Here is a 26,149-nt window from a genome sequence, read left to right as displayed (position 1 = left end):
CCCAACCCCGCCCATCAAGGGAGACCCATGTTTCGTCGTCCACTCGCGCTGACCGCCACGCTGGCGGCATTGGCGCTCGCCGCCTCCGCCTGCGGCGGCTCCTCCGACACCGGCAGCACCAACGCCCAGGGCCTGACCTCGGTCAACTACGTCACCACGGCGACCGTGCCGGGCTCGACGCAGATCGCGCTGTACGCGGTGCCCAAGCAGATGGGCTACTTCAAGGAGGAGGGGCTCGAGGCCAACCTCAAGACGGCCAACGGCTCCTCGGCCGCCCTGCAGGTCATCGCCTCCGGCGACGCGCTCGCCACCAACGCCGAGGTCGCCTCGACCATGGCCGCGGTCGAGCAGGGCGTGCCGGTCCGCACCATCGGCTCGATCAACACCTCGTTCCCGTGGAAGATCGGCGTCCCCGAGGGCAAGGGCATCAGCTCGCCGGCCGACCTCAAGGGCAAGAAGATCGGCGTCATCTCGCTCGCGTCGGGCTCGAACCTGTTCACCCGCTCGTTCCTGCACGAGAACGGCATCGACCCGGACAAGGACGTCAAGATCCTGCCGGTCGGCCAGGGCACCCAGGCCAAGGCGGCGCTGGACAGCGGCCAGGTCGACGCGATCGCGCTCTACGCCGAGCTGTTCTCGCAGCTGGAGCAGATCGGCATGAAGTTCAGCTACCTCACCAACCCGGCCCTGTTCGACGGCATGCCGAGCATCTCGTTCACCGTCAGCGCCAAGACCCTGCAGGGCAAGGACAAGGACCTCGCGGTGAAGTACACGCGGGCGGCGTACAAGGGCCTGATGTTCGCGCGGCTCAACCCCGAGGCCGCGGTCGACATGGGCCTGAAGACCTTCCCCGAGCTGGCCGGTTCCGGCGGTGACACGGCCAAGCGCCGGGCCGAGCTGGTGACCCTGCTCAAGGCGTGGATGACCACCTCGACCCCGCAGACCGACGACCCGTCGGCGTGGCCGCAGTGGGGCGAGCTCAGCGACGCCCAGCTGAAGAAGGCCGCCACCTGGGCCCTGTCCACCGGCCAGGTGAAGAAGGAGCCGAACGTGGCCGACGTCTTCGACGGGTCGCTGATCAAGGACATCAACACCTTCGACCACGACGCCGTGATCAAGGACGCGAAGGACTACAAGATCGCCGGCTGACCGCCGCTCGATCGTCGTCCGACCGTCGCTCGAAACTAGGGAGTCCCCGATGCAATCCAGCCCAGACGCACGCTGGGACGTCATCGTCGTCGGCGCGGGAGCCGGCGGCATGACCACCGCGATCTTCGCCGCCCGCGGCGGCGCCCGCGTGCTGGTCATCGACGCCGCGCCCGAGGAGGGCGGAGCCCTGCACCTGGCCACCGGCCAGCTCAGCGCGGCCGGCACCCGGCTGCAGCGGGCCAAGGGCATCGGGGACACCCCCGAGGAGCACCTCGCCGACATCGTCCGGATCAGCAAGGACACCGCCGACCGGACCCTGGTCTGGCTGGCGGTGTCCAACGCGGCCACCACCGTCGACTGGCTGCTCGACGACCTCGGCATGCCCGTGCTGCCCGAGCACCCGGTCCGCGGCCAGAACCACGAGCACTACAGCCAGGACCGGTACTACTGGGGCCCCGACCTGGGCCGCTCGATTCTCGCGGCGGTCCGCGGGCCGTTCCGGGAGCTGATCGACAACGGCGTCGTCAGCGCCCGGTTCGGCACCGAGGTCGTCGGCCTCGTGCAGGACCCGCAGGCCGAGGGCGGCCGCGTGCGGGGCGTGCGGACCGCGGACGGCGAGGAGCACCTCGGCGCCAACGTCGTGCTCGCCACCGGCGGCTACAACGCCGATCCCGCGCTGTTCCAGCAGTTCAACGGCGTCCCCGCGTACGCCGACGCCTCCTACCGCTTCGCGCGGGGCGCCGGGCACAAGCTCGGCGTCGAGGCGGGCGGGTACACGCGCAACCACGACAAGTACCTGTGCTCGTTCGGCTCGGTCCTCGATTCGGAGGAGATCCCGGCGCCGGTGCTGTGCCGGCCCGTGCACTGGCCCGAGATGCGCATGCCGTGGGAGCTCTACGTCAACGTCGAGGGCCGGCGGTTCGTGGCCGAGGACGAGCCCAGCGTCGACGTGCGCGAGCACGCCCTGCTCGCCCAGACGGACCTGCGCCGGTACATCGTGTTCGACGAGCGCATCCTCGCCGAGGCGCCGCCGATGATCCCCGGCTGGAGCGCCGAGGACATCCGGTCCCGCGCCGGGCACCACCCGATGTTCCACGTCGCCGACGACCTGGCCACGCTGGCCAAGTCGGCGGGCGTCGACGCCGGGAACCTGGCCGCCACCGTCGCGGAGTACAACGCGAACCTGGACGGCGACGACCCGCTCGGCCGGCGGTTCCGGCCGCTGCCGGTGGCCGAGGGGCCGTTCTACGCGATCCGCGTGCAGGGCATGTCGATCACCTCCACGGCCGGCCTGGCCGTCGACGGCGACCTGCGCGTGATCCGCCCCGACGGCACCGCCGTCCCCGGCCTCTACGCCCTCGGCGAGCTGCTCGGCTCGGCCGCGTTCATGGGCAACGCCTTCTGCGGCGGCATGCTCGCCACCCCGGCCATGACCTTCGGGCGGCTCCTCGGCACCGGGATCCTCACGTGGTGAGCGCGGCCGGCACCGGCCCGCTCGCCGGCCTGCGGGTGATCGACCTGTCCACCATCCTCGCCGGGCCGCTCGCCTGCCAGATCCTCGGCGACTACGGCGCCGACGTCATCAAGATCGAGCACCCGGTCAAGGGCGACGGCATGCGCGGCCACGGCCCCAGCAAGGACGGCGTCGCCCTGTGGTGGAAGGAGATCTCGCGCAACAAACGCGCGGTCGCTCTGAACATCAAAGAACCAGAGGGCGCACTGGTACTGCTCGAGCTCATCGAGACCGCAGACGTCCTCGTGGAGAACTTCCGCCCCGGCACGCTGGAGCAGTGGGGCCTGGGGCCCGACGTCCTGCTGGCCCGCAACCCGCGCCTCGTCATCGCCCGGATCACCGGCTTCGGGCAGACCGGCCCCTACGCCCAGCGCGCCGGCTTCGGCACGCTCGTCGAGGCGATGAGCGGCTTCGCGCACCTCACCGGCCCGGCCGACGGGCCGCCCACGCTGCCCGCGTTCGGCCTGGCCGACAGCATCTGCGGGGTCGCCGCCTCCTCGGCGATCGCGATGGCGCTGCTGCACCGCGAGCGCACCGGGGCGGGCCAGGTGATCGACCTGGACCTGCTCAGCCCGCTGACCACCGCGGTCGGCCCCGGCCCCACCGCCTATCAGCAGCTCGGCACCGTCGAGACCCGGCACGGCAACCGCTCGACCAACAACGCGCCCCGCAACACGTACGAGACGCGCGACGGGCACTGGGTCGCCGTCTCCTCCAGCGCCCAGTCGATCGCCGAGCGGGTCATGCACCTCGTCGGGCACCCCGAGGTCATCGCCGAGCCGTGGTTCGCCTCCGGCCGCGGCCGGGCCGGGCACGCCGACGAGATCGACGAGTACGTCGGCGGCTGGGTCCGCGAGCGCGACCGCGCCGAGGTGGTCAAGGCCTTCACCGAGGCCGGCGCGGCCGTCGCCCCCATCTACTCCGCGCGCGACCTCGTCGAGGACGAGCACGTGCGGGCCACCGGCATGCTCACCGAGGTCGACGACGCCGAGCTCGGCCCGGTGCTCATGCACAACGTGATGTGGCGGATGTCGGCCTCGCCCGGAGCGATCCGCTTCACCGGGCGCGCGCTCGGCGCCGACACCGAGACCGTCCTGGCCGACCTCGGCTACGACCCCGACCGGATCGCGAAGCTGCGGGATCGGCAGGTAGTCGCATGACCATTCTTGAACAGCGAGGAGCACCCGTGACCGTCGACCCGCTGATCGCCGCGGTCAGCGCCGGCGTCGAGATCCACGACCTCGGCCGCACGCTGCGCATCGGCATGCCGCAGTCGCCGAACCACCCGCCGTACTGGCACGCACTGCCCCGCCGGCACGGCGACATGGTCCGCGACGACGGCGGCTCGGCCGCCAACGACATGATCTCGATGGGCACGCACGTCGGCACCCACATCGACGCGCTCGCCCACGTCAGCCAGGACAACCGGCTGGCCGACGGCTCCGACGCCCGCGAGGCGTCGCTCGGCGGGCGCTTCGACGCGCTCGGCGCGCACACCATCGCCCCGATCGTGCGCCCCGGCGTGCTGCTCGACGTCCCGGCCGCGCTGGGCTCCCCGGAGGGCCTCGACGGCGGCTACGAGATCACCCCGGCCAACCTGGAGCTGACCGCCAAGGTGCAGGGCGTCACCATCGACGAGGGCGACGTCGTGCTGGTCCGCAGCGGCTGGGGCCGGCACTTCGAGGACTACGCCACCTTCGTCGGCAAGACCACGGGGGTACCGGGGGTCAGCGAGGACGGCGCCGTCTGGCTCGCCGACCACCGCCCGCACGCCGTCGGGGCGGACACGATCGCGTTCGAGTGCCTCAAGCCCGGCGCCGGCCACGGCCTGCTCCCCGCGCACCGCGTTCTGCTGGTGGAGCGCGGCATCTACATCATCGAGACGATGGTGCTGGACGACCTCGCCGCCGCCGGCGTGCACCGCTTCACGTTCGTCCTGTCGCCGCTGAAGCTCTACGGCGCCACCGGTTCCCCCGTGCGCCCCCTGGCGGTGGTCTCCCGTGGCTGAACCGACGCTGTCCCGCCGCATCGCCGAACTGGCGGCGGACACGGACGTGACCCGGCTGCCCGCCGACGTCGTCGCCAGCACCCGGATGCGGGTCCTCGACACCCTCGGCCTCGCCCTGCGCGCCCGGGACCTCGAGTCCAGCCGGGCCGTCATCGGCTACGTCGCCGACCAGGGCGGCCGCCCCGAGGCGACCGCCATCGGCGTGCCGGAGCGCGTCCCGGCCGCGCTCGCCGCCCTCGTCAACGGCACCCTCGCGCACTCCCTGGACTACGACGACACGCACCTGCCGTCCGTACTGCACCCGAGCGCCGGCGTCGTCCCCGCCGCCCTGGCCGCGGCCGAGGCCGTCGGCGCCTCCGGGGCCGCCATGGTCGCCGCGGTCGCGGTCGGCCTGGAGACCTGCGTGCGCATCGGCATGGCGGGCTACGACCAGGAGGCCGGCAACTCGACCTTCTTCGAGCACGGCCAGCACGCCACCTCGATCTGCGGCGCCCTCGGCGGCGCGGTCGCGGCGGCCATGCTGCACGGCCTGGACGCCGACGGCATCCAGTCCTCGCTCGGCGTCGCCGCCTCCATGGCCTCCGGCATCATCGAGGCCAACCGCACCGGCGGCACCGTGAAGCGGATGCACTGCGGCTGGGCCGCGCACAGCGCCGTCACCGCCGCCGACCTGACCCGCCGCGGGCTCACCGGGCCGCCGACCGCCCTGGAGGGCCGGTTCGGCTTCTTCCAGGCGTTCCTGCACGGCCGGTTCGACGCCGCGCAGATCACCGACGGGCTGGGGGAGCGGTGGTCGGTCCCCGGCATCTTCTTCAAGCCGTACCCGGCCAACCACTTCACCCACACCACCGTCGACGCGGCGGCCGAGTTGCGCCGGCGGGGCGTACACCCGGGGGACGTCGAGTCGATCCAGGTCGGCGTGCCCGGTCCGGTGATCCGCACGATCGGGGAGCCGATCGACGTCAAGCGGGCTCCGGTCACCGGGTACCAGGCCCAGTTCTCCGCCCCCTACGCGGTCACCGTCGGCCTGTTCGGCGGCGGCGGCCTCGGCGCGGCCCTGGAGGACTACACCGACGAGCTCGCGACCGACCCGGCCCGCCGCGAGTTGATGGCGAAGGTGAGCGTCGTGGCCGACCCGCGCTGCGACGCGATCTTCCCGCACCAGTTCCCGGCCGTGCTGACCGCCCGGCTGCGGGACGGCCGCACGGAGACCGTCGAGGTCCTCGCCAACCGGGGCGGGGACGCCTGGCGGCTGACCGACGACGAGATCGGCCGCAAGTTCGCCGACAACGCGCCCGGACACGAGCGGCTGCGGGCCGCCGTGCTCGCCCTCGACACGCTCGCCGACGTGCGCACCCTGCTCCACCCGTAATCTCGGAAGGACACGCTCCATGACCCACTACGACTTGATCGTCAGCAACGTCCGGGTGGTCACCCACGACAGCCCCGAGCCCCTTCCGGCGGACATCGGCATCGCCGGCGGCAAGATCGTCGCGGTGGCGGCCGGCCTCGACACCGCCGACGCCGCCGAGGTGATCGACGGCGGCGGCAAGCTCGCCTTCCCCGGCGTCGTCGACGCCCACCAGCACTGGGGCATCTACAACCCGCTCAACGTCGACACCGACGTGGAGAGCCGGGCGGCGGCCCAGGGCGGCGTCACCACCGGCCTGAACTACATGCGCACCGGCCAGTACTACATGAACAAGGGCGGCCCCTACGCCGAGGTCTTCCCCGAGGTGCTCGGCCTGTCGCAGGGCAACGCGTTCATCGACTACGCGTTCCACCTCGCGCCGATCACCAAGGAGCACATCGACGAGATCCCGATGCTCGTCGAGCGGCACGGCGTCACCTCGTTCAAGATCTTCATGTTCTACGGCAGCCACGGCCTGCACGGCCGCTCGTCGGACCAGGCGAAGTTCCTGATGAGCCCCGAGGGCGAGCGCTACGACATCGCGCACTTCGAGTTCGTGATGCGCGGCATCCAGAAGGCCCGCGAGCAGTTCCCGGACAAGGCCGAGGCGATCTCGCTCAGCCTGCACTGCGAGACCGCCGAGATCATGGCCGCCTACACCAAGCTGGTGGAGGAGGACGGCACGCTCACCGGCCTGGAGGCGTACTCCGCGTCCCGCCCGCCGCACTCCGAGGGCCTGGCCATCTCGATCGCCGCGTACCTGGCCCACGAGACCGGCCTGCCGAAGATCAACCTGCTGCACCTGAGCTCGGCCAAGGCCGTCGAGGCCGCGCTGCTCATGGCCAGGACGTTCCCGCACATCGACTTCCGCCGCGAGGTCACCATCGGCCACCTGGTCGCCGACATCCACACCGCGTCCGGCATCGGCGGCAAGGTCAACCCGCCGCTGCGCCCGCGCGAGGACGTCGAGGCGCTGTGGGAGCACCTGCTCGCCGGCGAGCTGGACTGGGTCGTCTCCGACCACGCCTGCTGCCGCGACGAGCAGAAGTTCGGCTCGGACCGCGACGACGTGTTCCTGGCCAAGTCCGGGTTCGGCGGCGCGGAGTACCTGCTGCCGGCGCTCGTCACCGAGGGCCGCAAGCGCGGCCTGGGCTGGGACAAGATCGCCGCCCTCACCGCGTGGACCCCGGCCCAGCGCTTCGGCCTGCCGACCAAGGGCGCGCTCAAGGAGGGCTTCGACGCCGACCTGTGCCTCGTCGACGACGACCGCCCGTGGACCATCCGGGCCGCCGACTCGCTCTCGGCCCAGGAGTACACCCCGTTCGAGGGCTTCGAGCTGACCGCGGCCGTCACCGACACGTTCGTGCGCGGCATGCGGGTGCTCACCGACGGCGTCGTGACCGGCGAGCCGCGCGGCGAGTACCTGCACCGCCCGACGGGTCAGGCGTGACCACGCCCGACCTGGTCGCCCTCTACGTCCCCGGGGACCGGCCGGCGCTGTTCGACAAGGCGCTGGCCGGCCCGGCGGACGTGGTGATCCTCGACCTCGAGGACGCCGTGCCGGCCGCCGGCAAGGACACCGCCCGCGCGGCGGTGGCAGCCTGGCTTGCGTCGCTCGCCGTTGCGGACCGGGCCCGGATCTCGGTGCGGGTCAACGGCGGCTCATCGGCGGACCTCGCCGTGCTGTCCGGCCTCCCCGGCCTGCACTCGGTCCGCGTCCCCAAGGTCGAGTCGCCGGCCGACGTCGAGCGGGTCGTCGCCGCGCCCGTGCACGCGTTGCTGGAGTCGGCCGCCGGGATCGAGGCCGCTTTTGCCATCGCCCGCGCCCCGCAGGTCGCCGCGCTCGCGCTGGGCGAGGCCGACCTGCGCAGCGACCTCGGCGTCACGTCCGACGAGGGCCTGGTCTGGGCCCGCTCGCGGGTGGTCGTCGCCGCCCGGGCCGCCGGCCTGCCCGCGCCGATGATGTCGGCCTGGACGGACCTCGCGGACGCCGAGGGGCTCGTCGCCTCCTGCCGGGCCGGGCGGGCGATGGGATTTCTCGGGCGCACCGCGGTACACCCGAAGCAGGTCGAACCGATCCTCACCGGGTTCGCGCCCTCGCCCGAGGAGGTCGCCGCCGCCCAGGCGCTGCTGGACAGCCTGGCCGCCGCCGGGGCCGGGGGGCGCGCCGTCGCCGTCACCGCCTCCGGCCGGATGGTCGACCCCGCCATGATCCGCGGCGCGGAACGCACCCTCGCCGTCCACAACCTGATCACCCGTCGCCTCAGTGGGAGTCGCGCATCATGACCGTCGTTCCGCACTGGATCTCCGGCGCCGAGGTGGCGCCGACCGGCCCCACCGGCCCCGTGACCGACCCGGCCACCGGCGCCGAGGCCGCGCGCGTGGGCCTCGCCGACGCCGCCGTCGTCGACACCGCCGTGAAGGCCGCGACCGCCGCGTTCGCCGAGTGGAGCGAGACCTCCCTGGCCCGCCGGACCACGGTGCTGTTCCGCTTCCGCGAGCTGCTCAACGAGCGCGGCGACGAACTGGCCGCCATCATCACCGCCGAGCACGGCAAGGTCCTCGACGACGCCCGCGGCGAGGTCGCCCGCGGCCGCGAGGTCGTCGAGTTCGCCTGCGGCATGCCCCACCTGCTCAAGGGCGGCTTCACCGAGAACGCCTCGACCAACGTCGATGTGCACTCGGTCCGCCAGCCGCTCGGCCCGGTCGCGATCATCAGCCCGTTCAACTTCCCGGCGATGGTGCCCATGTGGTTCTTCCCGATCGCCATCGCGGCCGGGAACACCGTCGTGCTCAAGCCCAGCGAGAAGGTCCCGTCGGCCGCCCTGTGGATGGCCCGGCTCTGGCAGGAGGCCGGCCTGCCCGACGGCGTCTTCAACGTCGTCAACGGGGCCAAGGAGGCCGTCGACGCCCTCCTGGAGCACCCCGACATCGCCGCCGTGTCGTTCGTCGGCTCCACCCCCATCGCCTCGTACGTCCACGAGACCGCCAGCCGCCGCGGCAAGCGCGTCCAGGCCCTGGGCGGCGCCAAGAACCACATGCTGGTCCTGCCCGACGCCGACCTGGACCTCGCGGCCGACCAGGCCGTCAACGCCGGCTTCGGCTCGGCGGGCCAGCGCTGCATGGCCATCTCGGTGGTCGTCGCGGTCGGCGACGTGGCCGACTCCCTGGTCGAGCGCATCGCGACCCGGGCCCGCACCCTGCGCACCGGCGACGGCCGCCGCGCCTGCGACATGGGCCCCCTGGTCTCGGCCGCGGCCCAGTCCCGCGTGACGGACGCGATCGCGGCCGGCGCCGAGGCGGGCGCCCGCGTGGTCGTGGACGGCCGCGACGCGACGTACGACGCGGACGGCGCGGGCTTCTTCGTGGGCCCGACCCTCCTCGACGGCGTGCAGCCCGGCATGTCGGTCTACACCGAGGAGATCTTCGGCCCGGTCCTGTCCGTGGTCCGGGTCGACACGTACGAGGAGGGCGTGGCGCTGATCAACGCCAACCCGTACGGCAACGGCACCGCCATCTTCACGGAGGACGGCGGCGCGGCCCGGCGCTTCTGCCGCGAGATCCAGGTCGGCATGGTCGGCGTGAACGTCCCCGTCCCGGTCCCGATGGCCTACTACTCCTTCGGCGGCTGGAAGTCCTCGCTCTTCGGCGACGTCCACGCCCACGGCACGGAGGGCGTGCACTTCTTCACCCGCGCGAAGGTCATCACCACCCGGTGGAGCGACCCCGAGCACCGCGGCCTGGCGCTGGGCTTCCCGGTCAACACCTGACGCCGCCGGTCAGGCCCTGGCGTCCGGACACTGCGGCCTGGCGCCGGCCTTCCCGGTCGACGCCTGACGCCGCTCGTCAGGCCCTGGCGTCCGGACACTGCGGCCTGGCGTCGGCCTTCCCGGTCGACGCCTGACGCCGCTCGTCAGGCCCTGGCCTCCGGCAAGAACGCCCCGAGCAGCGCCGCGAGGGGCTCGGCGGCCGCGAACAGCGCCTCGCCGCGTTCGCGGTCGCCGTCGAGCTGCGTGAGCATCTCCAGGCCGAGATAGAAGGCCATGACGGCGGTCGCCGCGGCGCGGGCCGGGATCAGCTCCTCCAGCGGTGTGCCCGCGGTCAGCCGGCGCAGCAGCGTCTCGGCGTACTCCTCCCACCGCGCGATCTCGGCCCGCACCCCCGCCGCGAGCCGCTGGTTCGCCCTCGCCCCGGCGGTGAGCTCCTGCACCGCGGCGATGTGCCCGGTCGCGACGTCCTCCCGGTACAGCTCGCGCAGCCCCGCCAGCATCGCCGGCAGGTCGGCGGCCGCGCCCATGACCTCGGCGTAGCGCTCCATCCGGCGCTCGCTGGTCCACCGGATCGCGGCCAGGAACAGATCGTCGAGGTCCTCGAAGTGGTAGTAGATGACCCCGGGCGCGAACCCGCCGCTGACCGCGATCGCCCGCGCCGTCGTGGCCGCGAAGCCCTGCGCGGCGAGCGTGTCGATGGCGGCGCGCAGGATGCGGTCCTGGGCCTCGGCCTTGCGATTCATCGGCTCCGAGACTAGCCGTCACGGCACGCGCCGGGGCCGCACCCCGTTGGCGGCCAGGAACGGGTCGAGGCGGCGGCTCAGTTCGGCCAGGTGGTGGCTCGGCACCTGCGGGTACAGGTGGTGCTCCAGGTGGTACGTCAGCTCCAGGAACACGGCCGGCACGACCCGTCCCCGCAGCGTGCGCGTCTGCGTCAGCGGCGAGTCGCCGTGCTGGTCGTGCGGCAGGTGGACGGTCAGCAGCGGGTACACCCAGCTGCCGGCCACGGCCATGACCACGTACGCGAGCACCGCCGGCGTCCGCGGCCACAGCAGCACCCCGGCCGCCGTGGCGATCGGCAGCGCGGCCGCCTCGGCGAGCAGCCAGCCCCGCCGGCCCCGCTCGCGGCGGAACGCCCACCACCACAGCCGGGCCAGGAACACCGGCCCGTAGAGCACCGCACCGAGCGCGGAGATCCTGGCCGGGTAGCCCTCGGGGTCGTCGTCGCGCGGGAAGCGCCGGTGGTGCTGCAGGTGGGTGGCCCGATAGGCGTGGCCGCTCTCGAGCAGGACCAGACCACAGAAGAACAGCGCCCATTCGGTACCGCCCGGGCCCAGCCCGATCGCGCGGTGCACGACGTCGTGGGTGACGGTGACGACCGCGACGAACACCCCGAAGACCACGACCGGCGCGAGCAGCCACAGCGCGGGACGGTCCGCGGCGGCCCAGCCGACGACGGCGTACAGCGCGATCCCGGCGGCCGGGCGGGCGAGCGCCTTGACCCGCTGCCGCCGGCTCGTGACCAGCAGCTCCGGCCCGACGTCGGGCCGTCTCACGCCGCTGTCCTTCATGCCGCCCTCCGGACGTGGCGCCGGGCCCGCTCGGCTTTCCGGTGCCGGCGCAGGGCGCCGTCGGCGACGATGCGGCTGGAGAGGACGCAGGCGACGGTGCCGAGCCCCGGCCAGGTCGAGTCGCCGGCCAGCCAGAAGCCGGGCACCCCCAGGTCGTGCGGCACGGCGTGCTGGTTGGCGTTGGCCGGGCTCTGCCGCACCCCGCCGACGGCCCCGCGCGGGCGCGAGGTGTAGCGGGCGTACTCGCGCGGCGTGCCGACCTCGCGGACGACGGGTCGTTCGGCCAGCCGCGGGTACACCCGGCGGGCCTCCTCGATCATGAGCGCGGCGAGCTTGTCGCGGCGCTCGGCGTGCCCGGCCTCGTCGAGGTCCTCCCAGCCGGCCAGCTCGGTGTGGGTGGAGAGCATGACCGCGCGGTGCCCGGCCGGGGCGCTCGCGAGGTCGCCGGGGGAGGAGACCGACACGAACATGTTGTTGCCGTCGCCGAGCGGCTCGCGGTAGGAGCGCAGCAGCTGGTGGTGGGTGAACGACCGGCCCTCGACCTCGTCCTCGGGCACACCGAGAAACACCACGACCGCCCCGCCCTGCTCGCCGGCATCGCGGCGCACGAACGGTTCGAGCGCCGCCCGCACCCCCGGCACCTCGCTCAGCGCCGCGGTGGTCTCGACCGGCAGCGCGCTGACCACCTGCCGGGCCCGCACGGTGCCGCGGGGCCCGTGCACGGCGAAGTCCCCGGCGCGACCGGCGATGCCGGTGGCGCGCCACCCGCAGTACAAGCGGCCGCCCTTGCTCTTGTAGTGCCGCACCAGGGCCTGCCAGAAGCCGCGCATGCCCCCGGCGGCCCGGCTGAGCCCGGCCCCGCGGATCGTGATGCCGAGCGCCGCGTTGATGAGCGGCGCCCGGTCGACCGTGCTGTGCACGGTGTCCTCGACGAGCATCGAGAGCAGCCCGACGAGCGGATCGTCGTCGCGCAGCCCGTGCCGGCGCAGCGCCCCACCCAGCGTACCGCCGACGTGCCGGGCCAGCGGCAGGTCGCGCACCCGCAGGGTTCGTCCATTGTGGACGACGTCGCCGAGGGTGCGCATGGGCATCCTGACGCCGGCCCGGCTGGCCCCCCAGAACACGTCGGCGAGCCGGTCGAGCTGTCCCCAGAACGCGCGGTGGGCCGGGCTGTCGCCGAGCCGCCGCAGCCGCTCGTCCCGCCACCGCGCCTGGTCCCGGTGCAGCACGACGGTGCGGTCGGGCAGCCACGCGACGTACCCGGGCAGCCGCTCGACCGCCGGCGCGGGCATGCCGGTCGCGGCGAACAGTTCGGCCCCGACCCCGCCGGGCTCGAAGTCGACCAGCGTGGTCGCCCCGACGTCGAACGCGAACCCGCGGCGCCGGTAGTACCCGGCGCACCCGCCGGCGTGGCCGTGCGCCTCGAGCACGCACGTGGACCGCCCCTGCGCCTGCAGCCGCATCGCCGTGGCGAGCCCCGCGAGCCCCCCGCCGACCACCGCGACGTCGAACAGCGTGTTCTGAACGTCCGTTCTGAACATACGTTCAACGTACGGCGGTGGTGGCTTCGTGGCAAGGCGTCAGGGGCGGTCGTCAGGGCGGCCCTTGGCGATGCGGCGCAGGTAGTGGTCGACCTCCTGCTGGTTGTACCCGCGCAGCACCACCTTGAAGGAGACGGCCTGGGCGTCGGCCTTGGCCCGGGACACGCGCCCCGGATCGTCGGAGGCGATGTCGTCGTTGGCCCGCTGGACGAACTCGTCGACCGCGGCCCGGTCGTAGCCGCGGAACCCGGTCGTGAACTGCGTCATACCTGGAGTGTGCTCCTTCCCGCGGGCCGTGCACACTCATGCACCTCGATCACCGCCGCAGGTCAGCTGTAGTCGAGCGTGAAGCTGTTGCAGACGAAGTTCGACCGGCCCGCGGTGCCGCTGAGCTCGAACCCGAACTGGACCTGGCCGACGGTGACGTCGCCCCACCAGCCGTTGGTGCGCAGCCAGTTCAGCACCGCGAGCACGTCGACGGTGCCGGAGTTCGTGTTCGCGGTACGCACGAACGAGAAGACCGCGTTGGCGCCGTTCGAGCCGCGGTACACGTTCCAGGTGTGCCCGCCGGCGCTCACGTTGCGGGCGTTGGGCACGGCGCCGTTCGAGTCGTACGACTCGGCGATCGGGCCGACCGCGCCGTGCTGGTTGGTCCAGATCATGACCTCGTAGGCATTGTTGTTCGCCCAGATGTCGTACGCGGTCTCCCAGTCGCCGTCGCCCGGCACGGACACGTTGAACGTCGAGCGCACCGACGACAGCGTGCTGAGGTTCCGGTTGAGCGTCTTGCCGGTGTGCGGGTAGGACTTCACGCCGCTGGTGCGCGGGTGCTCGGCCACGACGCCCCAGTTCATGCCGGTGCGCGCCCAGATCGTCTGCGGGCCCGCGCCGCCGCCCCAGACGTCGTTGATCACGGTGTACCCGTTGTTCGTCCACTGGTCCCACGCCCCCGTCGCCACCCAGGCCGCGTCGGACGGCACCCCGCCCGGCGTGCCGGAGGTCGGCGTCGGCGTCGGGCTCGCGGGTGTGCGGGTCGGCGTCGGTGAGTTCGTCACGGTGCCCGTGCAGCTCACCCCGTTGAGCGTGAAGCTCGTGGGCACCGGGTTGGTGCCGGTCCACGACCCGTTGAAGCCGAACGACGCGCTCGCCCCAGTGCCGACGGATCCGTTGTACCCCGCGTTCTTCGCCGTCACGGTCGACCCGCTCTGCGTGACGGTGGCGTTCCAGGCCTGCGTGACGGTCTGCCCGGACGCGTACGACCACACCACCGTCCAGCTGGAGATCGGATCCCCGAGGTTCGTGAGCGTCACGTTTGCCCCGAACCCGCCCGGCCACTGACTGCTGATCTGGTACCCGACCCGGCACCCCGCCGCCGCGGACGCGGGCAGGGCCACGGCCACGGCCCCGGCCGCCCCGGCGGCGACCACGACCCCGATCACGAGCGTACGACTTCGCATGGCGGCACGACCTTTCCTGAGGACCTCGCTTCCAGTGGCAACTGTCGATGCGCTTCGACACCCCGGTCAATGTGTGCCGTCACAGACCCGCTGAACCCGGCGCAAACGCGTGAAAATTACCGGCCGTACCCCACGTCCTACACTCCCGATCCATGACGCGGCTGGGCATCGACTTCGGCACCTCCACCACCGTCGCCGTCCTGCACCGCCCGGACGGCCGCACCCAGCAGCTGATCTTCGACGGATCGCCCCTGCTCCCCTCGGCGGTGCTGCTCGGCGACGACGGCCGCCTGTACACCGGCCGCGACGCCGCCCACCTCGCCCGCAGCGCCCCGCACTGCCTGGAGCCCAACCCGAAACGCCGGATCGACGAGCGCACGGTGCTGCTCGGGGCGGCCGGCGTCCCGGTCGCCGACCTCGTCGCCGCCGTCCTGAGCCGCGTCCTGGCCGAGGCGAACCGCGTCCTGGGCCCGCTCGGCCCGGTCCGCGACGCCGTGCTGACCCACCCCGCCGACTGGGGATCGTCCCGCCGCGCCGTCCTGCGCGAGGCCGCGACCCGCGCCGGGCTGACCGCCGTCGAGCTCGTCGCCGAACCGCTCGCCGCGGCCGCCTCCTTCACCGGCCCGCACGGCACCGCCCTCCCGCCCGGCGCCCACCTGCTGATCTACGACCTCGGCGCCGGCACCTGCGACGTGACCCTGTTGCGCCGCACCCCCGACGGCTTCCGCCAGGTCGCCTCCGAGGGCCTCGGCGACGTCGGCGGCCTCGACATCGACGCGGCCGTCGTCGGCTTCCTGCAGCAGCTGTACGGCACGCTGTGGACGAACCCCGCCGATCGCCGCCGCCTCTGGGACGACGTCCGCTCGGCCAAGGAGATGCTGTCCCGCGCGAGCGCCACCGTGGTGCACCTGCCCGCCCCGGACCGCGAGGCGCCCCTCGGCCGCGAGCAACTGCAGGACCTGGCCCGCCCGATCCTGCACCCGACCATGGCGATGACCCGCGCCCTGCTGCTGGCCGAGGGCGTACGCCCCGCGGACGTGGCCGGCCTGTTCCTGGTCGGCGGCGCGAGCCGCACCCCGCTGGTGGCCACGATGCTGCACGAGACCCTGGGCCTGGCCCCGATCGTGGCCGAGCAGCCGGAGCTGGTGGTGGCCGAGGGCGCCGTCCGCCTGCCGCAGCTGACGCAACTCCCCACGCCCGCGCAGGCCCCGCCGCCGCCCCGCCCGGCCCCTGCTCCGCTGCCGCCCCGGCCGGCCCCGGCCCCTGCTCCGCTGCCGCCGCCCCGTCCCCGGCGCCGCGGTGTGCTGCTGACGGCGGCGGTCGTCGCGGTGGTCGCCTTCGCCGCGTTCGCGACGTACAAGACCCTGTCCACCAACGAATCCGACGACCCGGAGACCCTCGCCAGCACCGCGCCACCCCGCTACGACTTCACCAAGGCCCCCGACGACCTGTGCGAGTCCCTCGACCTGACCCCGTTGCGGGCCGTCTACGACCGGGAGGAGGAGGCCCCGAAGCCCTCCCGCAACCTGACGGGCCAGCTCGGCTCGGCCTCCTGCCGCACCGCCCGCAGCGGCCTGAAAGGCGCGGTCGTCGCCCGCATCACGGTCGCCGCCACCCTGCGCCCCGACGAGCAGCTGACCCGCGCCGACTACGGGACCATGGTCGCCGCCGACGCCCGGGTCAACGACACCCCCGAACCGATCCCCGGCCTGGCCGACGAGGCCGTCATCTACCGCGCGAAGGACTCCTCCAAGCGCGCCGCCTCGGACCTGACCCTGATCCTGGGCCTGCGCGACCACAACCTGATCTGGCAGCTGAACCTCACCGTGAACCGCACCGACAACAAGGGCTGGACCCCGGCCGAACTCCAGGACCTCCGCACCCGGCTGATCACCGTCACCCGCTCGGCCCTGCCGAAGCTGACCGCGTCCGTGACCTGACGGCCCGGCCGGCGCCGCGGCCCGGATACCGGCGCGTCAGTTCCTCGCCGTGCGCTGGGTGTCGAGGTAGGCCTCCAGGCGCTCCGGCACGGAGGCGGTGAAGAACCGGGCGCCCTGGGCCAGCCGGCAGCCCGCCGCCGTGATCGTGGTCAGTTCCTCGTCGTCGCGCACGTCGTTCACCGCCACCTCCACCCCCAGCTGGCGCGCCAGGTTCACCACCGCGGCCACCACCGCCGTCTCCGCTCCCGCGAAGGTGCGGCGATCGACCCGTACGAGATCCAGGGGCAGCCGCCGCAGCAGGCTCAGCGACGTCGCCTGCACGCCGAAGCCGTCGAGGGCCACCCGCGCGCCCAGGGTGCGCACGGCCGTCAGGCGGTCCACCAGGTCCGGCAGCGGGGGTTCCGGCACGGTGAACTGCACGACCAGGCGCGACGGGGGGAAGCCGGTCGCGGCCAGGAGATCCACGAAGCCGTCCGCCGCCAGCAGGGCCGGGGACACGGTCAGCGCGAGCCACAGCGGCGGGCCCGGGACCGCGGCGAAGTTCGAGAGCTGGCGGCCCGCGGCGGCCAGGAGCCAGGTGCCCAGTTCGTGGTGCAGGCCCAGCTGGTCGGCGACCGGCAGGAACTCGGCGTCCGGGACCGCGCCGAGGCCCGCGCGGCGCCAGCGGGGGCGGGCCTCGATGCCCGCGACGCGGCCCGAGGGGAGCTCCACCACCGGCTGGAAGAGCAGGTCGAGCTCGCCGCGGGTCAGGGCGCCCGGGAGGTCCTGCTCGATGGTCAGGCGGCGGCGCAGCAGGGTGGCGGTGGCCTCGTCGTACCACTGCGGGGGCTGCGCCGGGCCCAGCTGGCGGGCGCGTTGCAGGGCCAGCTCCGCCCGGCTCAGCGCGTCGGTGTCGTCCGGGGCGTGCTCGGCCAGGCCCGCCGACGCCGACAGGTGGGAGGAGACGCCCAGCACCGGGTACGGGTCCGACAGCAGCGTCAGCAGCCGGCTCGCGGTCATCTGGGCGTGGACGGCGCCGCCCGCCGTGAGGACCGCGAACTGGTCGCTGGTCAGCCTCGCCGCGATCTCCCCCGGGGCGAGGGCGGAGCGGAGGCGGCGGGCGGCCTCGACGAGGACCGCGTCGCCGACCTCGTGGCCCCGCAGCTGGTTGACGCTCGTCAGGCCGTCCAGGCCCAGCACCACGAGCACGCACGGGGTGGTGCGGTCGGCGAGCAGGCGGCGCAGTTCGGTGCGGTTGGCCAGGCCGGTGAGGTGGTCGCTGCGCGCGGCCTGGGCGAGGGCGTGCTCGAGCTGGCGGCGCTGGCTGATGTCGCGGACGTGCACGACGACGGCGCGTACGGACGGGTCGGCGCGCTGGTCGCTCACGCTCCACTCCGTCTCGCGCCACACGCCGAAGCCGTCGCCGAAGCGGGCCTCGATCAGCGTGTCGCCCGACGTCAGGGCGGCCTCGACGGCGTCGGTCTCGTCGGGGTGGACGCGGTCGAGCAGCGGGCGGCCCAGCACGTCCGCGTCGGCCAGGCCGAGGCGGCGGGCGGCGGCGGGAGACTGCCAGCGCACGACGAGGGTGTCGTCGAGCATCATGGTCACGTCCGCCGAACCTGCGACCAGGGCGCGGAAGCGGGCCTCGCGCTCGGCCAGCCGCCGCGCGTACTGGCGGACGTCGGCGACCGCCAGGGCCTCCCGCACGGCGATGATGACGACGCCGACGATCGCCAGGACGGCCGAGACGGGGTCGAAGTGGCCGGTCACGACCAGGTGGTAGGCGGCCGCGACGAGGGCGCCGGCGAGGGGGAGGGCCAGCAGCGGGTACCGCGCGAAACTCCCGTCCGTGGTCGCGGCGGCGGGCGGCTCCGGCTGGCCCGGCGGCAGCTCCCGGCCGGCCAGCAGCGGGCCGGCCACCAGCGGGACGCCGGTCACCAGCAGCCAGGCCGGGTCCAGGTGGTAGTCGAGGATCAGGATCAGCGCGGTCTGGGCGATGATCATGACGAGGATGCCGGCGCCGCGCAGGATCGCGCCCGGCTGGATCGGGGCGGCGCGCATGGTGCCGACCACCGCCGAGCCCACCGCGACGCTCGCGACCAGCACGGCGGTGAGGGCGGCGCCCTTGAGGCCGGCGGCCTCGAAGACCACGAGCCAGGCGATGAAGAACAGGATGACGCCGATGCCCGCGCCGTCGAGCAGGCGGCGGACGCGGCCGATGTACGTCGCGGCCTGGCCGGGCAGGTGGAACAGGCCGATGAGCAGGGTGCCGGCCACGAAGAACAGGCCGATCAGGGGCAGCTCGGCGGGCAGCGGCACGTCGGTGAGCATGGCGTGCGGGGCGAGCCAGGCGGCGAGGCCGGCGGCGGCGGTCGACACGCCGCAGAAGCCGAGACCGGCGCTGACCGGGCGGTGCCAGCAGGCGGCGCCGTCGCGGCGCAGCAGGAGGGTCGCGGCCCGCGCGGCGGCGACGAGCCCCGCGACGGCGAGCGCGAGCCCCGCGGGGATGATCCCGGCGAGAGCCGCGGCCAGCGCGGCGGCGCTGAGCGTGACCGAGACCAGCAGCACGAGGCTGAGTCTGGCGCACCGCGCACAATGCAGCAAGCATCGACGACGTTACGTTGCGTCGAGCCGATCTGGAACGCCGAAGTTCAATATAGGGCTACGTGCTGAGCCCCGGAAGGGTCTCGTTGGTCACCCGGCGGCGGAGCATCACCTGGCGCGTGCCGTCGGCGTAGAGCCGGACCCGCGCGAGCTCCCAGCCGCCGTACTCGGCCTGGATCGTCAGCTGTGCGTTAGCGGTCATCCGGTCGACATTCGACGGTAACCGCAGCGGCACGTACTCGTAGTCCATGTCCCGATACTGCTACGCCGCGATGCGCTGCACCAGCCCTTCCGCCCCGGTGTGGTCCGTCCCGGCGACGGCCAGCGCTCCGGTCGCGGGATCAACAGCCAGGGCAAGCGGCAGCCGTACCGTCTGATGCCGCCCCACCTCCCGCGGCGTCCCCCCGCCGAGGTGGTACCCGACCACCTCGTTGCGCTGCGTGAGGGTGACCCACAGCACGCCCCGGGTGGTGTCGTACGCGGCCGCCCACGCCCCGCCCGGCACCGGGTACCGCTGGCGCAGGATCAGCGGCCCCGCGTCGAACACCAGCAGCTCCCCGTCGCGGGCGTCGATCACCGCGAACCGCCCGCCGCCGACGGCCGCGACCGCGACGGCCCCGTCGCCGGCCCGCAGCGCCTCCTGCCGCGCGCCGGTCGCGGCGTCGAACGTGGTGATCGAGGACTCGCCGGCGTCGAGGACCGCGATCCGCTTCGCGTCGGCGGCGAGCGCGCTCGGCCGGCCGCCGGTGTGGATCGTGCGCAGCGGCTCGCCGGTGGGGGAGAGGATGATCACATCGCCGCGGTCCGGCAGCGCGACGGCGGTCCAATCGGCGTCCCCGGGTACCGCGATCGCCCCGCCCTCGCCCGGCAAGCTCCAGGTCGGGCCGCCCGGCAGGGTGTGCACGGACGCCCCGGCGACCACGCGGAACGTGTCACCCACCGCCACCACGCTCCTCGGCGGGCCGGCGACGGGGGACGGGCCGGGCTCAGGCAGTACAAGTGCCGCAGTGTCCGTAATGACGGCGATCCTGGAGCCGGCGGCGATGCCGAGCGGCCGCGCGGGGACCGGTGTCGTGGTCCCGGCGGGTGCCGTGGAAGGGGCCGGCGCCCAGGTCGGGGTGGGCATGGTGGCGTCGGGGTGGCTGACGGGCGCGCCGGCGTCACACGCGGTGAGCAGCAGCACGCCGGCCAGCGGAAGCAGTCGGCGCAGCATGGTGGCCCAAGATTACGTTTGCCGCTCCGGATAGCCCGAGGTGGGCGCCGAGACGTCGTCCAGGGCCATCCGGATCTCCCGCGGCAGCACGATCTCCTCGGTCTGCAGCGCGCCGAGCAGCTGCCCGACGGTCCGGGCGCCGAGCACCGGCGCGACCACGCCCGGCCGGTCGCGGACCCAGGCCAGCGCGACCTCCAGCGGCGACACGCCGAGCCCGCCGGCCGCGGTGGCGACCGCCTCCACGATCCCGGCGCAGCGGTCGTCGAGGTACGGCGCGACGAACCGCTCGAAGTGCGGCGACGCGGCCCGCGAGTCGGCCGGCACGCCGGTGCGGTACTTGCCGGTCAGCACCCCGCGGCCCAGCGGCGACCAGGGCAGGATGCCGATCCCCAGCGCCTGGCAGGCGGGCACGACCTCGCGCTCGATGCCGCGCTCCAGCAGGGAGTACTCGACCTGGGTGGAGACCAGCGGGGCCCGCCCGGGCCAGGCCGCCTGCCAGGTCGCGGCGCGGGCGCTCTGCCAGCCGGAGTAGTTGGACACGCCGGCGTAGCGGGCCCGGCCGGTGCTCACCGCGGTGTCGATCGCCGAGAGCGTCTCCTCCAGGGGCGTGTCGGGGTCGTACCCGTGCACCTGCCACAGGTCCACGTGGTCCGTCCCGAGCCGCTGCAGGGACGTGTCCAGGGCGGACAGGAGATGCCCGCGGGAGCCGTCGCGGCGGCGGGCCATGCCCGGGCGCAGCCCCGCCTTGGTGGCGATGACCAGCTCCTCGCGCGGCACCAGGCGGCCGACCAGGGCCCCGATGACGGACTCGGCCTCGCCGTCGGCGTAGACGTCCGCGGTGTCCAGCAGCGTCCCGCCGGCGTCGCGGAACGTCTTGAGCTGGGCCGCGGCGTCGTCGGCGTCGGTGTCCCGGCCCCACGTCATGGTGCCGAGGGCCAGCCGGGATACCGCCAGCCCGCTACGGCCGAGCGGTCGCTGCTGCATGCATGGAACGATACGGCCGGATGGCGGCTTCGTAGCGTAGGCGGGCCCGTCAGCGGCACAGGCTACCCTGGGTCCGCCCGTGCAGGGTCGCGCGGGAAATCCCTGGGAGGCAGTTGTGCGGCTTGCGTTGAACCTCGGCTACCTGTCGTCGTGGAATGATCCGGCCGGCCACCTGGCGGTCGCCCAGGAGGCGGACCGGCTGGGTTTCTCCTGCGTATGGGTGGCGGAGGCGTACGGCAGCGACGCGCCGAGCATGCTCGCCTGGATCGCCGGGCAGACCGAGCGGATCGAGCTGGGCTCCGCGGTCTTCCAGATCCCCGCCCGCACCCCCGCCATGACCGCCATGACCGCCGCCACGATCGACAAGCTGTCGAACGGCCGGTTCCGCCTCGGCCTCGGCGTGTCGGGCCCGCAGGTCTCCGAGGGCTGGCACGGCGTGCGCTTCGCCAAGCCGCTCAAGCGCACCCGCGAGTACATCGACATCGTGAACCTGGCGCTGACCCGCAAGGTCGTGGAGTACGACGGCGAGTTCTACACCCTGCCCCTGCCCGACGGCCCCGGCAAGGCGCTCAAGCTGATCCTGCACCCCGTGCGCGACCACGTCCCGGTCTACCTCGCCGCGGTCGGCCCCAAGAACCTGGAGCTCGCGGGCGAGGTGGCCGACGGCTGGCTGGCCATCTTCTTCTCCCCGGAGTTCGCGAGCGAGTCGCTCGGCTCGATCGCCGCGGGCCGGGCCAAGGCCGGCAAGACCTTGGACGGTTTCGAAGTTGCCGCTTCGGTACCGGTGGTGTTCGGCGACGACGTCGCGATGTGCGCCGAGCTGGTGCGAACCTACGCGGCGCTCTACGTCGGCGGCATGGGCTCGCGGGAGCAGAACTTCTACAACGCCCTCGCCACGCGGATGGGCTACGGGGACGCGGCCAAGGAGGTCCAGGACCTGTACCTCGCCAAGCGGCACCGGGACGCCGCGGCCGCCGTACCGTTGGAGTTCATCGACCGGACCTCGCTGCTCGGCCCGGTCGAGCGCGTCGCGGAGCGGCTGCTGGCGTACAAGGAGGCCGGGGTGACGGAGATCTCCACGATCGTGTTCGGCGACGCCGACTACTCGATCGGCGTGATCCGCCAGCTCGCCGATGCGTGGGAGAAGGCGGGCCTGTAGACGTGACCACGGTTCTCTTGCTCAGGCACGGACGTACCACCACCAACGCGACCGGGGTGCTCGCCGGGCACCAGCCGGTCGCCCTCGACGAGGTCGGGCGCGGGCAGGCCGTGGCCGTCGGCGAGCGGCTCGCCGCGGCCAAGCTGCCCCTGGCCGCCGTGGTCAGCAGCCCGCTGCCGCGCTGCCGGGAGACCCTGGCCCTGGCGCTGCCCGACGTGACCGACGTCGTCGAGGACGAGGGCATCGTCGAGTGCCGCTACGGCGACTGGACCGGGCGGCCGCTCAAGGAGCTGGCCAAGGAGCCGCTCTGGTCGACGGTGCAGGCGCATCCGTCGGCGGCCGTCTTCCCGGGCGAGGACGGCGAGTCGATGGCGGCCATGTCGGCCCGCTCGATCGCCGCGATCCGGTCCTGGGACGCGCGCATCGCCGCCTCCCACGGCCCGGAGGCGGTCTGGCTGGCGTGCAGCCACGGCGACATCATCAAGGCGATCGTGGCGGACGCGCTCGGCATGCACCTCGACCTGTTCCAGCGGATCGCGGTCGAGCCGGCTTCGGTGACCGTCATCCGGTACACGCCGCTGCGATCGTTCGTCCTTCGCCTGAACGACACGGGCGGGGATCTGTCCGGGTTCCAGCCTCCCGAGAAGACCGAGGGCGAACCGTCCTCGGATGCCGCCGTCGGGGGCGGTTCGGGCGGTTCGGTGTGATCTTGTGCCCGCCTGCGGCGAATGCCGCGCCGACTGGATAGAGTTTCAAGCATGAGCCACCACGTGTATGCATTCGAGCCGCCGGAGCGGTTCGTTGCCGGCACCGTAGGTGCGCCGGGGGAGCGGACCTTCTTCTTGCAGGCGCGCGGCGGCGGCCGGCTGATCAGCGTCGCCCTGGAAAAGGTGCAGGTCTCCCTGCTGGCCGAGAAGCTCGAGGAGCTGCTGCAGGAGGCGCACCGCCGCTTCGGCGTCGACCTCACCGCCGAGACCGTCGTCGAGACGGCCGACAACGAGCCCCTCGACACGCCGCTCGACGAGGAGTTCCGGGTCGGCACCCTCGGCCTGCAGTTCGACGTCGACACCGCCACGGTGATCATCGAGGCGATCGCGGTCGGCGACGAGGAGACCGAGGAACCCGAGGACGACGAGGACGACGAGCTGGCCACCGCCGACCGGGACCGCCTGCGGGTCCGGCTCACCCCGGCGGCCACCAAGGCGTTCATCGAGCGGGCCAAGCGGGTCGTGGCCTCGGGCCGCCCGCCGTGCCCGCTGTGCGGCCAGCCCCTCGACGCGCGCGGGCACCTGTGCCCGCGGCACAACGGCTACCGACGGTAGACCGGTGCCGGCCCTGCCCGAGGACGAGGCGCTGGAACTGCTGCGCCACGGCGAGCTGGAGCTCGAGGGCCGGCTCATGGACGCCTCCAACGCCACCCTCCGCTGCGTGATCACCCTCGGCGACACGGTGGCCCGCTGCGTCTACAAGCCGATCAGCGGCGAGCGCCCGCTCTGGGACTTCCCGGACGGCACCCTCGCCGGCCGCGAGTACGCCGCGTGGCTGCTCTCCGAGGCCACCGGCTGGGGCATCGTCCCGCCCACCCTCCTGCGCGACGGCCCGCTCGGCCCCGGCATGTGCCAGCTCTGGATCGACGACGAACTCCAGAGCGACGACCTGCTGCTCGGCTTCGTCCCGGCCAACAAGGTCCCCCGCGACTGGCGCCGCATCATGCAGGCCCGCGACGAGCGCGGCCGCCCCTTCGTCCTGGCCCACGCCGACGACCCGCGCCTGGCCCGCATCGCCATCTTCGACGCGGTGGCGAACAACGCCGACCGCAAGGGCGGCCACGTGATCGACACCGTGGACGGCGCGGTCCACGGCGTCGACCACGGCATCTGCTTCCACGCCGAGGACAAGCTCCGCACCATCATCTGGGGCTGGGCCGGCGAGCCCATCCCGGACGAGGGCATCGAAGTGCTGGAAAAACTGCGCGCGCAGTACTCCGCAGGCCTCGCCGAGGTCTTCTCCGAGCACCTGACCCCGGCCGAGGTCGCGATGATCTGGGTCCGCATCGACGCCCTGCTGCAGACCCGCAAGTTCCCCGCGCCCGACGAGGACCGCCACGCTATTCCGTGGCCCCCGATCTAGCGGTTACCTCAGCTCTTGCCGATGTCGAACAGGTTCCCCTCGGGGTCCTGCATCGTCGTCCAGGTCGCCCCGTACTCGTCGAAATCCCCGACGTGCTTGGCCCCGAGCCCGGTCGCCTTCTCCACGGCGGCCGGAATGTCCTCGGTGTGCAGGTCGAGATGGACGCTGTTCTTCCCCGGCGTACGGTCCGGCACCTGGATGAACATGAGCACCGGCTGCAGCCCGGCGGTGCGTCCCGCAGTGGCGAAGTAGGGCGACGCCCCCGGGTCCACCTCTCGGTCCAGCAATTGCGCGTAGAACCCGGCGAGCTCCGCGGCGTTCCCACTGCAATCGACGGTGACGTTGGCGAGTTTGATGTCCGGCATGACTCCTCTTTCTGTGGTCCAGCGCTTTTCCACCCGACCGATGGGCACCACATATGTGCCCTCGGCCGATGGTCCCCGGCCGCCTGCGGCGACCGGAATGTATTGGCGTGGTCCCGGTGACGACTTTGGTTACCGTTCGGTGGTCCGGACCGTAGTTCGGGAGCCGGGTTCGTCGTGGTCGTCATTCGGTGGTCCAGGTGGGAAATTGCTTCATTTGCGATTGTCTGGTCGTTTGTTTGGCCTGCTTCTTTGACCCGGTGGATAATTCTTGTGTGGGGCAGATGTCGTTGTTTGGCCGGGCGGAATTGGCTTCTATGCGGGACTGCACCCGGCGGCGGAATTACTCGGCGCGGAATGAGGCGTTTCGGGTCGAGCACAAGCGGCATCGGGACTGGGGGCTTGCTCAGCGGCATGCGGCCAAGTTGCGGTGGGTGCGTGAGGAGCGTGCTGCTGCTGCTTCACGCGACCGGCCAGCAGACCTCGGTGCGGTAGCGGTCCGGGTCGTCGGTGTGTTGCGGGCCTACCAGGTACTGCTCGACGATCGGCTCCGGGAGGGCCTTGTCGTGCTCGGCGACGTGGGCACCCAGGGCGCCGTAGGTGAGGTCGCAGTCGCTGAAGGGGCCCGCGTGGACGGCGACGGCGTAGCGGCGGCCCGGCAGGACCATGGCGCGGGCGTCGCCGTCCAGCTCGCCGTCCAGCGCGCCCGGCAGGACCGGCACGAAGGCGACCACCTCGCCCTCGTCCTGTTCGAAGAACTCCGTCGAGTACGTGCAGCCCGCCGGCCCCGCCGGATCCGCGCCCAACGCGGCCAGGGTGCCGAACAGCTCGCCGAAGCTCGACCCGCACCAGGCGGCCACGCCCTCGCGGGCGACCCGGCCCGCGATGTGCAGGGCGGGAACCGGGGCGTGGCTGCGGTACAACACGGTGATCGGTGGGGTGGCGTCCAGCAGGCGGCGCAGGGAGGCGACCACGTCCCGGGTGCGGGCCAGCTCCGCCTCCATGCGGTCCAGGTGCCTGGTCAGGGCGTCGGCGCGGGAGCCCGGGGCGGCCAGGACGGTGCGGATCTCGGCGAGGGGCATGTCGAGGCCGCGCAGGCGGCGGATCAGGTGGGCGTCGCCTACCTGGGACGGCTCGTAGCGGCGGTGGCCGGTGTCCGGGTCCACGTCCGCCGGGACGAGCAGGCCGATGTCGTGGTAGTAGCGCAGGGTCTTCGCGGACAGGTGGCACAGCCGGGAGAACTCGCCGATCTGGACGGCCGTCGTCATGAGGTCAGTGAAACCCTTCCAGCTGGGGGAAGTGCAAGCGCACAAGGCAACGATCGTCACACCGCGCGGGCGGCCCGCGCGCGGATACGC

The 26,149-nt window shown here is 73.3% G+C and carries 24 protein-coding genes; 13 read left to right on the top strand and 11 right to left on the bottom strand.

Annotation, left to right across the window (positions count from 1 at the left end):
• Positions 1-27 precede the first annotated feature (27 nt).
• The 8 genes from ACQPZ4_RS35725 to ACQPZ4_RS35690 are packed head-to-tail and all read left to right on the top strand — an operon-like array spanning position 28 to position 9,851.
• Positions 28-1,149 (top strand): ABC transporter substrate-binding protein, encoded by a 1,122-nt coding sequence (locus tag ACQPZ4_RS35725; RefSeq protein ID WP_433045772.1) that lies wholly within the window; start codon positions 28-30, stop codon positions 1,147-1,149.
• Between the two features lie 49 nt (positions 1,150-1,198).
• The gene (locus ACQPZ4_RS35720; RefSeq protein WP_433045770.1) at positions 1,199-2,623 is read left to right on the top strand and encodes an FAD-dependent oxidoreductase; all 1,425 of its coding nucleotides are present in this window, start codon (positions 1,199-1,201) and stop codon (positions 2,621-2,623) included.
• Complete coding sequence (locus tag ACQPZ4_RS35715) at positions 2,620-3,822, top strand: CaiB/BaiF CoA transferase family protein (protein ID WP_433045767.1); 1,203 nt, start codon at positions 2,620-2,622, stop codon at positions 3,820-3,822. Before ACQPZ4_RS35720 ends, ACQPZ4_RS35715 begins: the two co-directional genes overlap by 4 nt.
• A gap of 26 nt (positions 3,823-3,848) precedes the next feature.
• The gene (locus ACQPZ4_RS35710) at positions 3,849-4,670 is read left to right on the top strand and encodes a cyclase family protein (RefSeq protein WP_433045765.1); all 822 of its coding nucleotides are present in this window, start codon (positions 3,849-3,851) and stop codon (positions 4,668-4,670) included.
• Positions 4,663-6,042, top strand: coding sequence for an MmgE/PrpD family protein (locus ACQPZ4_RS35705; RefSeq protein WP_433045762.1), 1,380 nt, complete (start codon positions 4,663-4,665; stop codon positions 6,040-6,042). Before ACQPZ4_RS35710 ends, ACQPZ4_RS35705 begins: the two co-directional genes overlap by 8 nt.
• Before the next feature lie 19 nt (positions 6,043-6,061).
• A complete protein-coding gene (locus ACQPZ4_RS35700) occupies positions 6,062-7,531 on the top strand; it encodes a dihydroorotase (protein ID WP_433045759.1) in 1,470 nt (489 codons plus the stop codon).
• Complete coding sequence (locus tag ACQPZ4_RS35695) at positions 7,528-8,367, top strand: HpcH/HpaI aldolase/citrate lyase family protein (protein WP_433045756.1); 840 nt, start codon at positions 7,528-7,530, stop codon at positions 8,365-8,367. The genes ACQPZ4_RS35700 and ACQPZ4_RS35695 overlap by 4 nt, the downstream gene beginning before the upstream one ends.
• Positions 8,364-9,851 (top strand): CoA-acylating methylmalonate-semialdehyde dehydrogenase, encoded by a 1,488-nt coding sequence (locus ACQPZ4_RS35690; RefSeq protein WP_433045754.1) that lies wholly within the window; start codon positions 8,364-8,366, stop codon positions 9,849-9,851. Before ACQPZ4_RS35695 ends, ACQPZ4_RS35690 begins: the two co-directional genes overlap by 4 nt.
• Before the next feature lie 143 nt (positions 9,852-9,994).
• Here ACQPZ4_RS35690 and ACQPZ4_RS35685 read toward each other — a convergent pair whose 3' ends face one another.
• From ACQPZ4_RS35685 to ACQPZ4_RS35665, 5 genes are all read right to left on the bottom strand, one after another.
• Positions 9,995-10,594 carry a TetR/AcrR family transcriptional regulator gene (locus tag ACQPZ4_RS35685; RefSeq protein WP_433045752.1) on the bottom strand — a complete coding sequence of 200 codons (600 nt, stop codon included), beginning with the start codon at positions 10,592-10,594 and terminating at the stop codon, positions 9,995-9,997.
• A gap of 18 nt (positions 10,595-10,612) precedes the next feature.
• Complete coding sequence (locus ACQPZ4_RS35680) at positions 10,613-11,407, bottom strand: fatty acid desaturase (protein WP_433045749.1); 795 nt, start codon at positions 11,405-11,407, stop codon at positions 10,613-10,615.
• An 11-nt stretch (positions 11,408-11,418) separates the two neighbouring features.
• A complete protein-coding gene (locus ACQPZ4_RS35675; RefSeq protein WP_433045746.1) occupies positions 11,419-12,963 on the bottom strand; it encodes a phytoene desaturase family protein in 1,545 nt (514 codons plus the stop codon).
• Between the two features lie 39 nt (positions 12,964-13,002).
• Positions 13,003-13,230, bottom strand: coding sequence for a DivIVA domain-containing protein (locus ACQPZ4_RS35670; RefSeq protein ID WP_433045744.1), 228 nt, complete (start codon positions 13,228-13,230; stop codon positions 13,003-13,005).
• 62 nt (positions 13,231-13,292) lie between these two features.
• On the bottom strand, positions 13,293-14,420 hold the full coding sequence (locus ACQPZ4_RS35665) for a cellulose binding domain-containing protein (protein WP_433045741.1): 1,128 nt from the start codon (positions 14,418-14,420) through the stop codon (positions 13,293-13,295).
• 152 nt (positions 14,421-14,572) lie between these two features.
• Here ACQPZ4_RS35665 and ACQPZ4_RS35660 point away from each other — a divergent pair, with 152 nt between their 5' ends.
• Positions 14,573-16,360 carry an Hsp70 family protein gene (locus ACQPZ4_RS35660; protein ID WP_433045738.1) on the top strand — a complete coding sequence of 596 codons (1,788 nt, stop codon included), beginning with the start codon at positions 14,573-14,575 and terminating at the stop codon, positions 16,358-16,360.
• Between the two features lie 36 nt (positions 16,361-16,396).
• Here ACQPZ4_RS35660 and ACQPZ4_RS35655 read toward each other — a convergent pair whose 3' ends face one another.
• The 4 genes from ACQPZ4_RS35655 to ACQPZ4_RS35640 form a co-directional block, all read right to left on the bottom strand.
• Entirely contained in the window at positions 16,397-18,907 is a 2,511-nt protein-coding gene (locus tag ACQPZ4_RS35655) for an EAL domain-containing protein (protein WP_433045735.1), read from the bottom strand.
• Between the two features lie 94 nt (positions 18,908-19,001).
• Positions 19,002-19,193 (bottom strand): DUF5703 family protein, encoded by a 192-nt coding sequence (locus ACQPZ4_RS35650; RefSeq protein WP_433045732.1) that lies wholly within the window; start codon positions 19,191-19,193, stop codon positions 19,002-19,004.
• A gap of 12 nt (positions 19,194-19,205) precedes the next feature.
• Positions 19,206-20,156: a YncE family protein gene (locus ACQPZ4_RS35645; RefSeq protein ID WP_433045729.1), complete on the bottom strand. Its 951-nt coding sequence runs from the start codon at positions 20,154-20,156 to the stop codon at positions 19,206-19,208.
• Positions 20,157-20,168: 12 nt separating this feature from the next.
• On the bottom strand, positions 20,169-21,140 hold the full coding sequence (locus ACQPZ4_RS35640) for an aldo/keto reductase (protein WP_433045726.1): 972 nt from the start codon (positions 21,138-21,140) through the stop codon (positions 20,169-20,171).
• 115 nt (positions 21,141-21,255) lie between these two features.
• Between ACQPZ4_RS35640 and ACQPZ4_RS35635 the strand changes: the two genes are divergently transcribed.
• From ACQPZ4_RS35635 to ACQPZ4_RS35620, 4 genes are all read left to right on the top strand, one after another.
• On the top strand, positions 21,256-22,299 hold the full coding sequence (locus tag ACQPZ4_RS35635) for an LLM class F420-dependent oxidoreductase (RefSeq protein WP_433045723.1): 1,044 nt from the start codon (positions 21,256-21,258) through the stop codon (positions 22,297-22,299).
• A 2-nt stretch (positions 22,300-22,301) separates the two neighbouring features.
• On the top strand, positions 22,302-23,006 hold the full coding sequence (locus ACQPZ4_RS35630; protein ID WP_433045720.1) for a histidine phosphatase family protein: 705 nt from the start codon (positions 22,302-22,304) through the stop codon (positions 23,004-23,006).
• 51 nt (positions 23,007-23,057) lie between these two features.
• On the top strand, positions 23,058-23,621 hold the full coding sequence (locus ACQPZ4_RS35625; RefSeq protein WP_433045717.1) for a DUF3090 domain-containing protein: 564 nt from the start codon (positions 23,058-23,060) through the stop codon (positions 23,619-23,621).
• A 76-nt stretch (positions 23,622-23,697) separates the two neighbouring features.
• Positions 23,698-24,429 (top strand): SCO1664 family protein, encoded by a 732-nt coding sequence (locus ACQPZ4_RS35620; protein ID WP_433066803.1) that lies wholly within the window; start codon positions 23,698-23,700, stop codon positions 24,427-24,429.
• 8 nt (positions 24,430-24,437) lie between these two features.
• Here ACQPZ4_RS35620 and ACQPZ4_RS35615 read toward each other — a convergent pair whose 3' ends face one another.
• Together ACQPZ4_RS35615 and ACQPZ4_RS35610 are read right to left on the bottom strand one after the other, a co-directional pair.
• Positions 24,438-24,794, bottom strand: a complete 357-nt coding sequence (locus ACQPZ4_RS35615) for a VOC family protein (RefSeq protein ID WP_433045715.1) — start codon at positions 24,792-24,794, stop codon at positions 24,438-24,440.
• Between the two features lie 458 nt (positions 24,795-25,252).
• Positions 25,253-26,059, bottom strand: a complete 807-nt coding sequence (locus tag ACQPZ4_RS35610; RefSeq protein ID WP_433045712.1) for a MerR family transcriptional regulator — start codon at positions 26,057-26,059, stop codon at positions 25,253-25,255.
• Positions 26,060-26,149 lie beyond the last annotated feature (90 nt).

Source organism: Dactylosporangium sp. CS-033363, assembly GCF_050942475.1.
Lineage (GTDB): Bacteria > Actinomycetota > Actinomycetes > Mycobacteriales > Micromonosporaceae > Dactylosporangium.
Note: the sequence above shows the minus strand (reverse complement) of the source record. Positions and strands in the feature narration are given on the sequence as shown.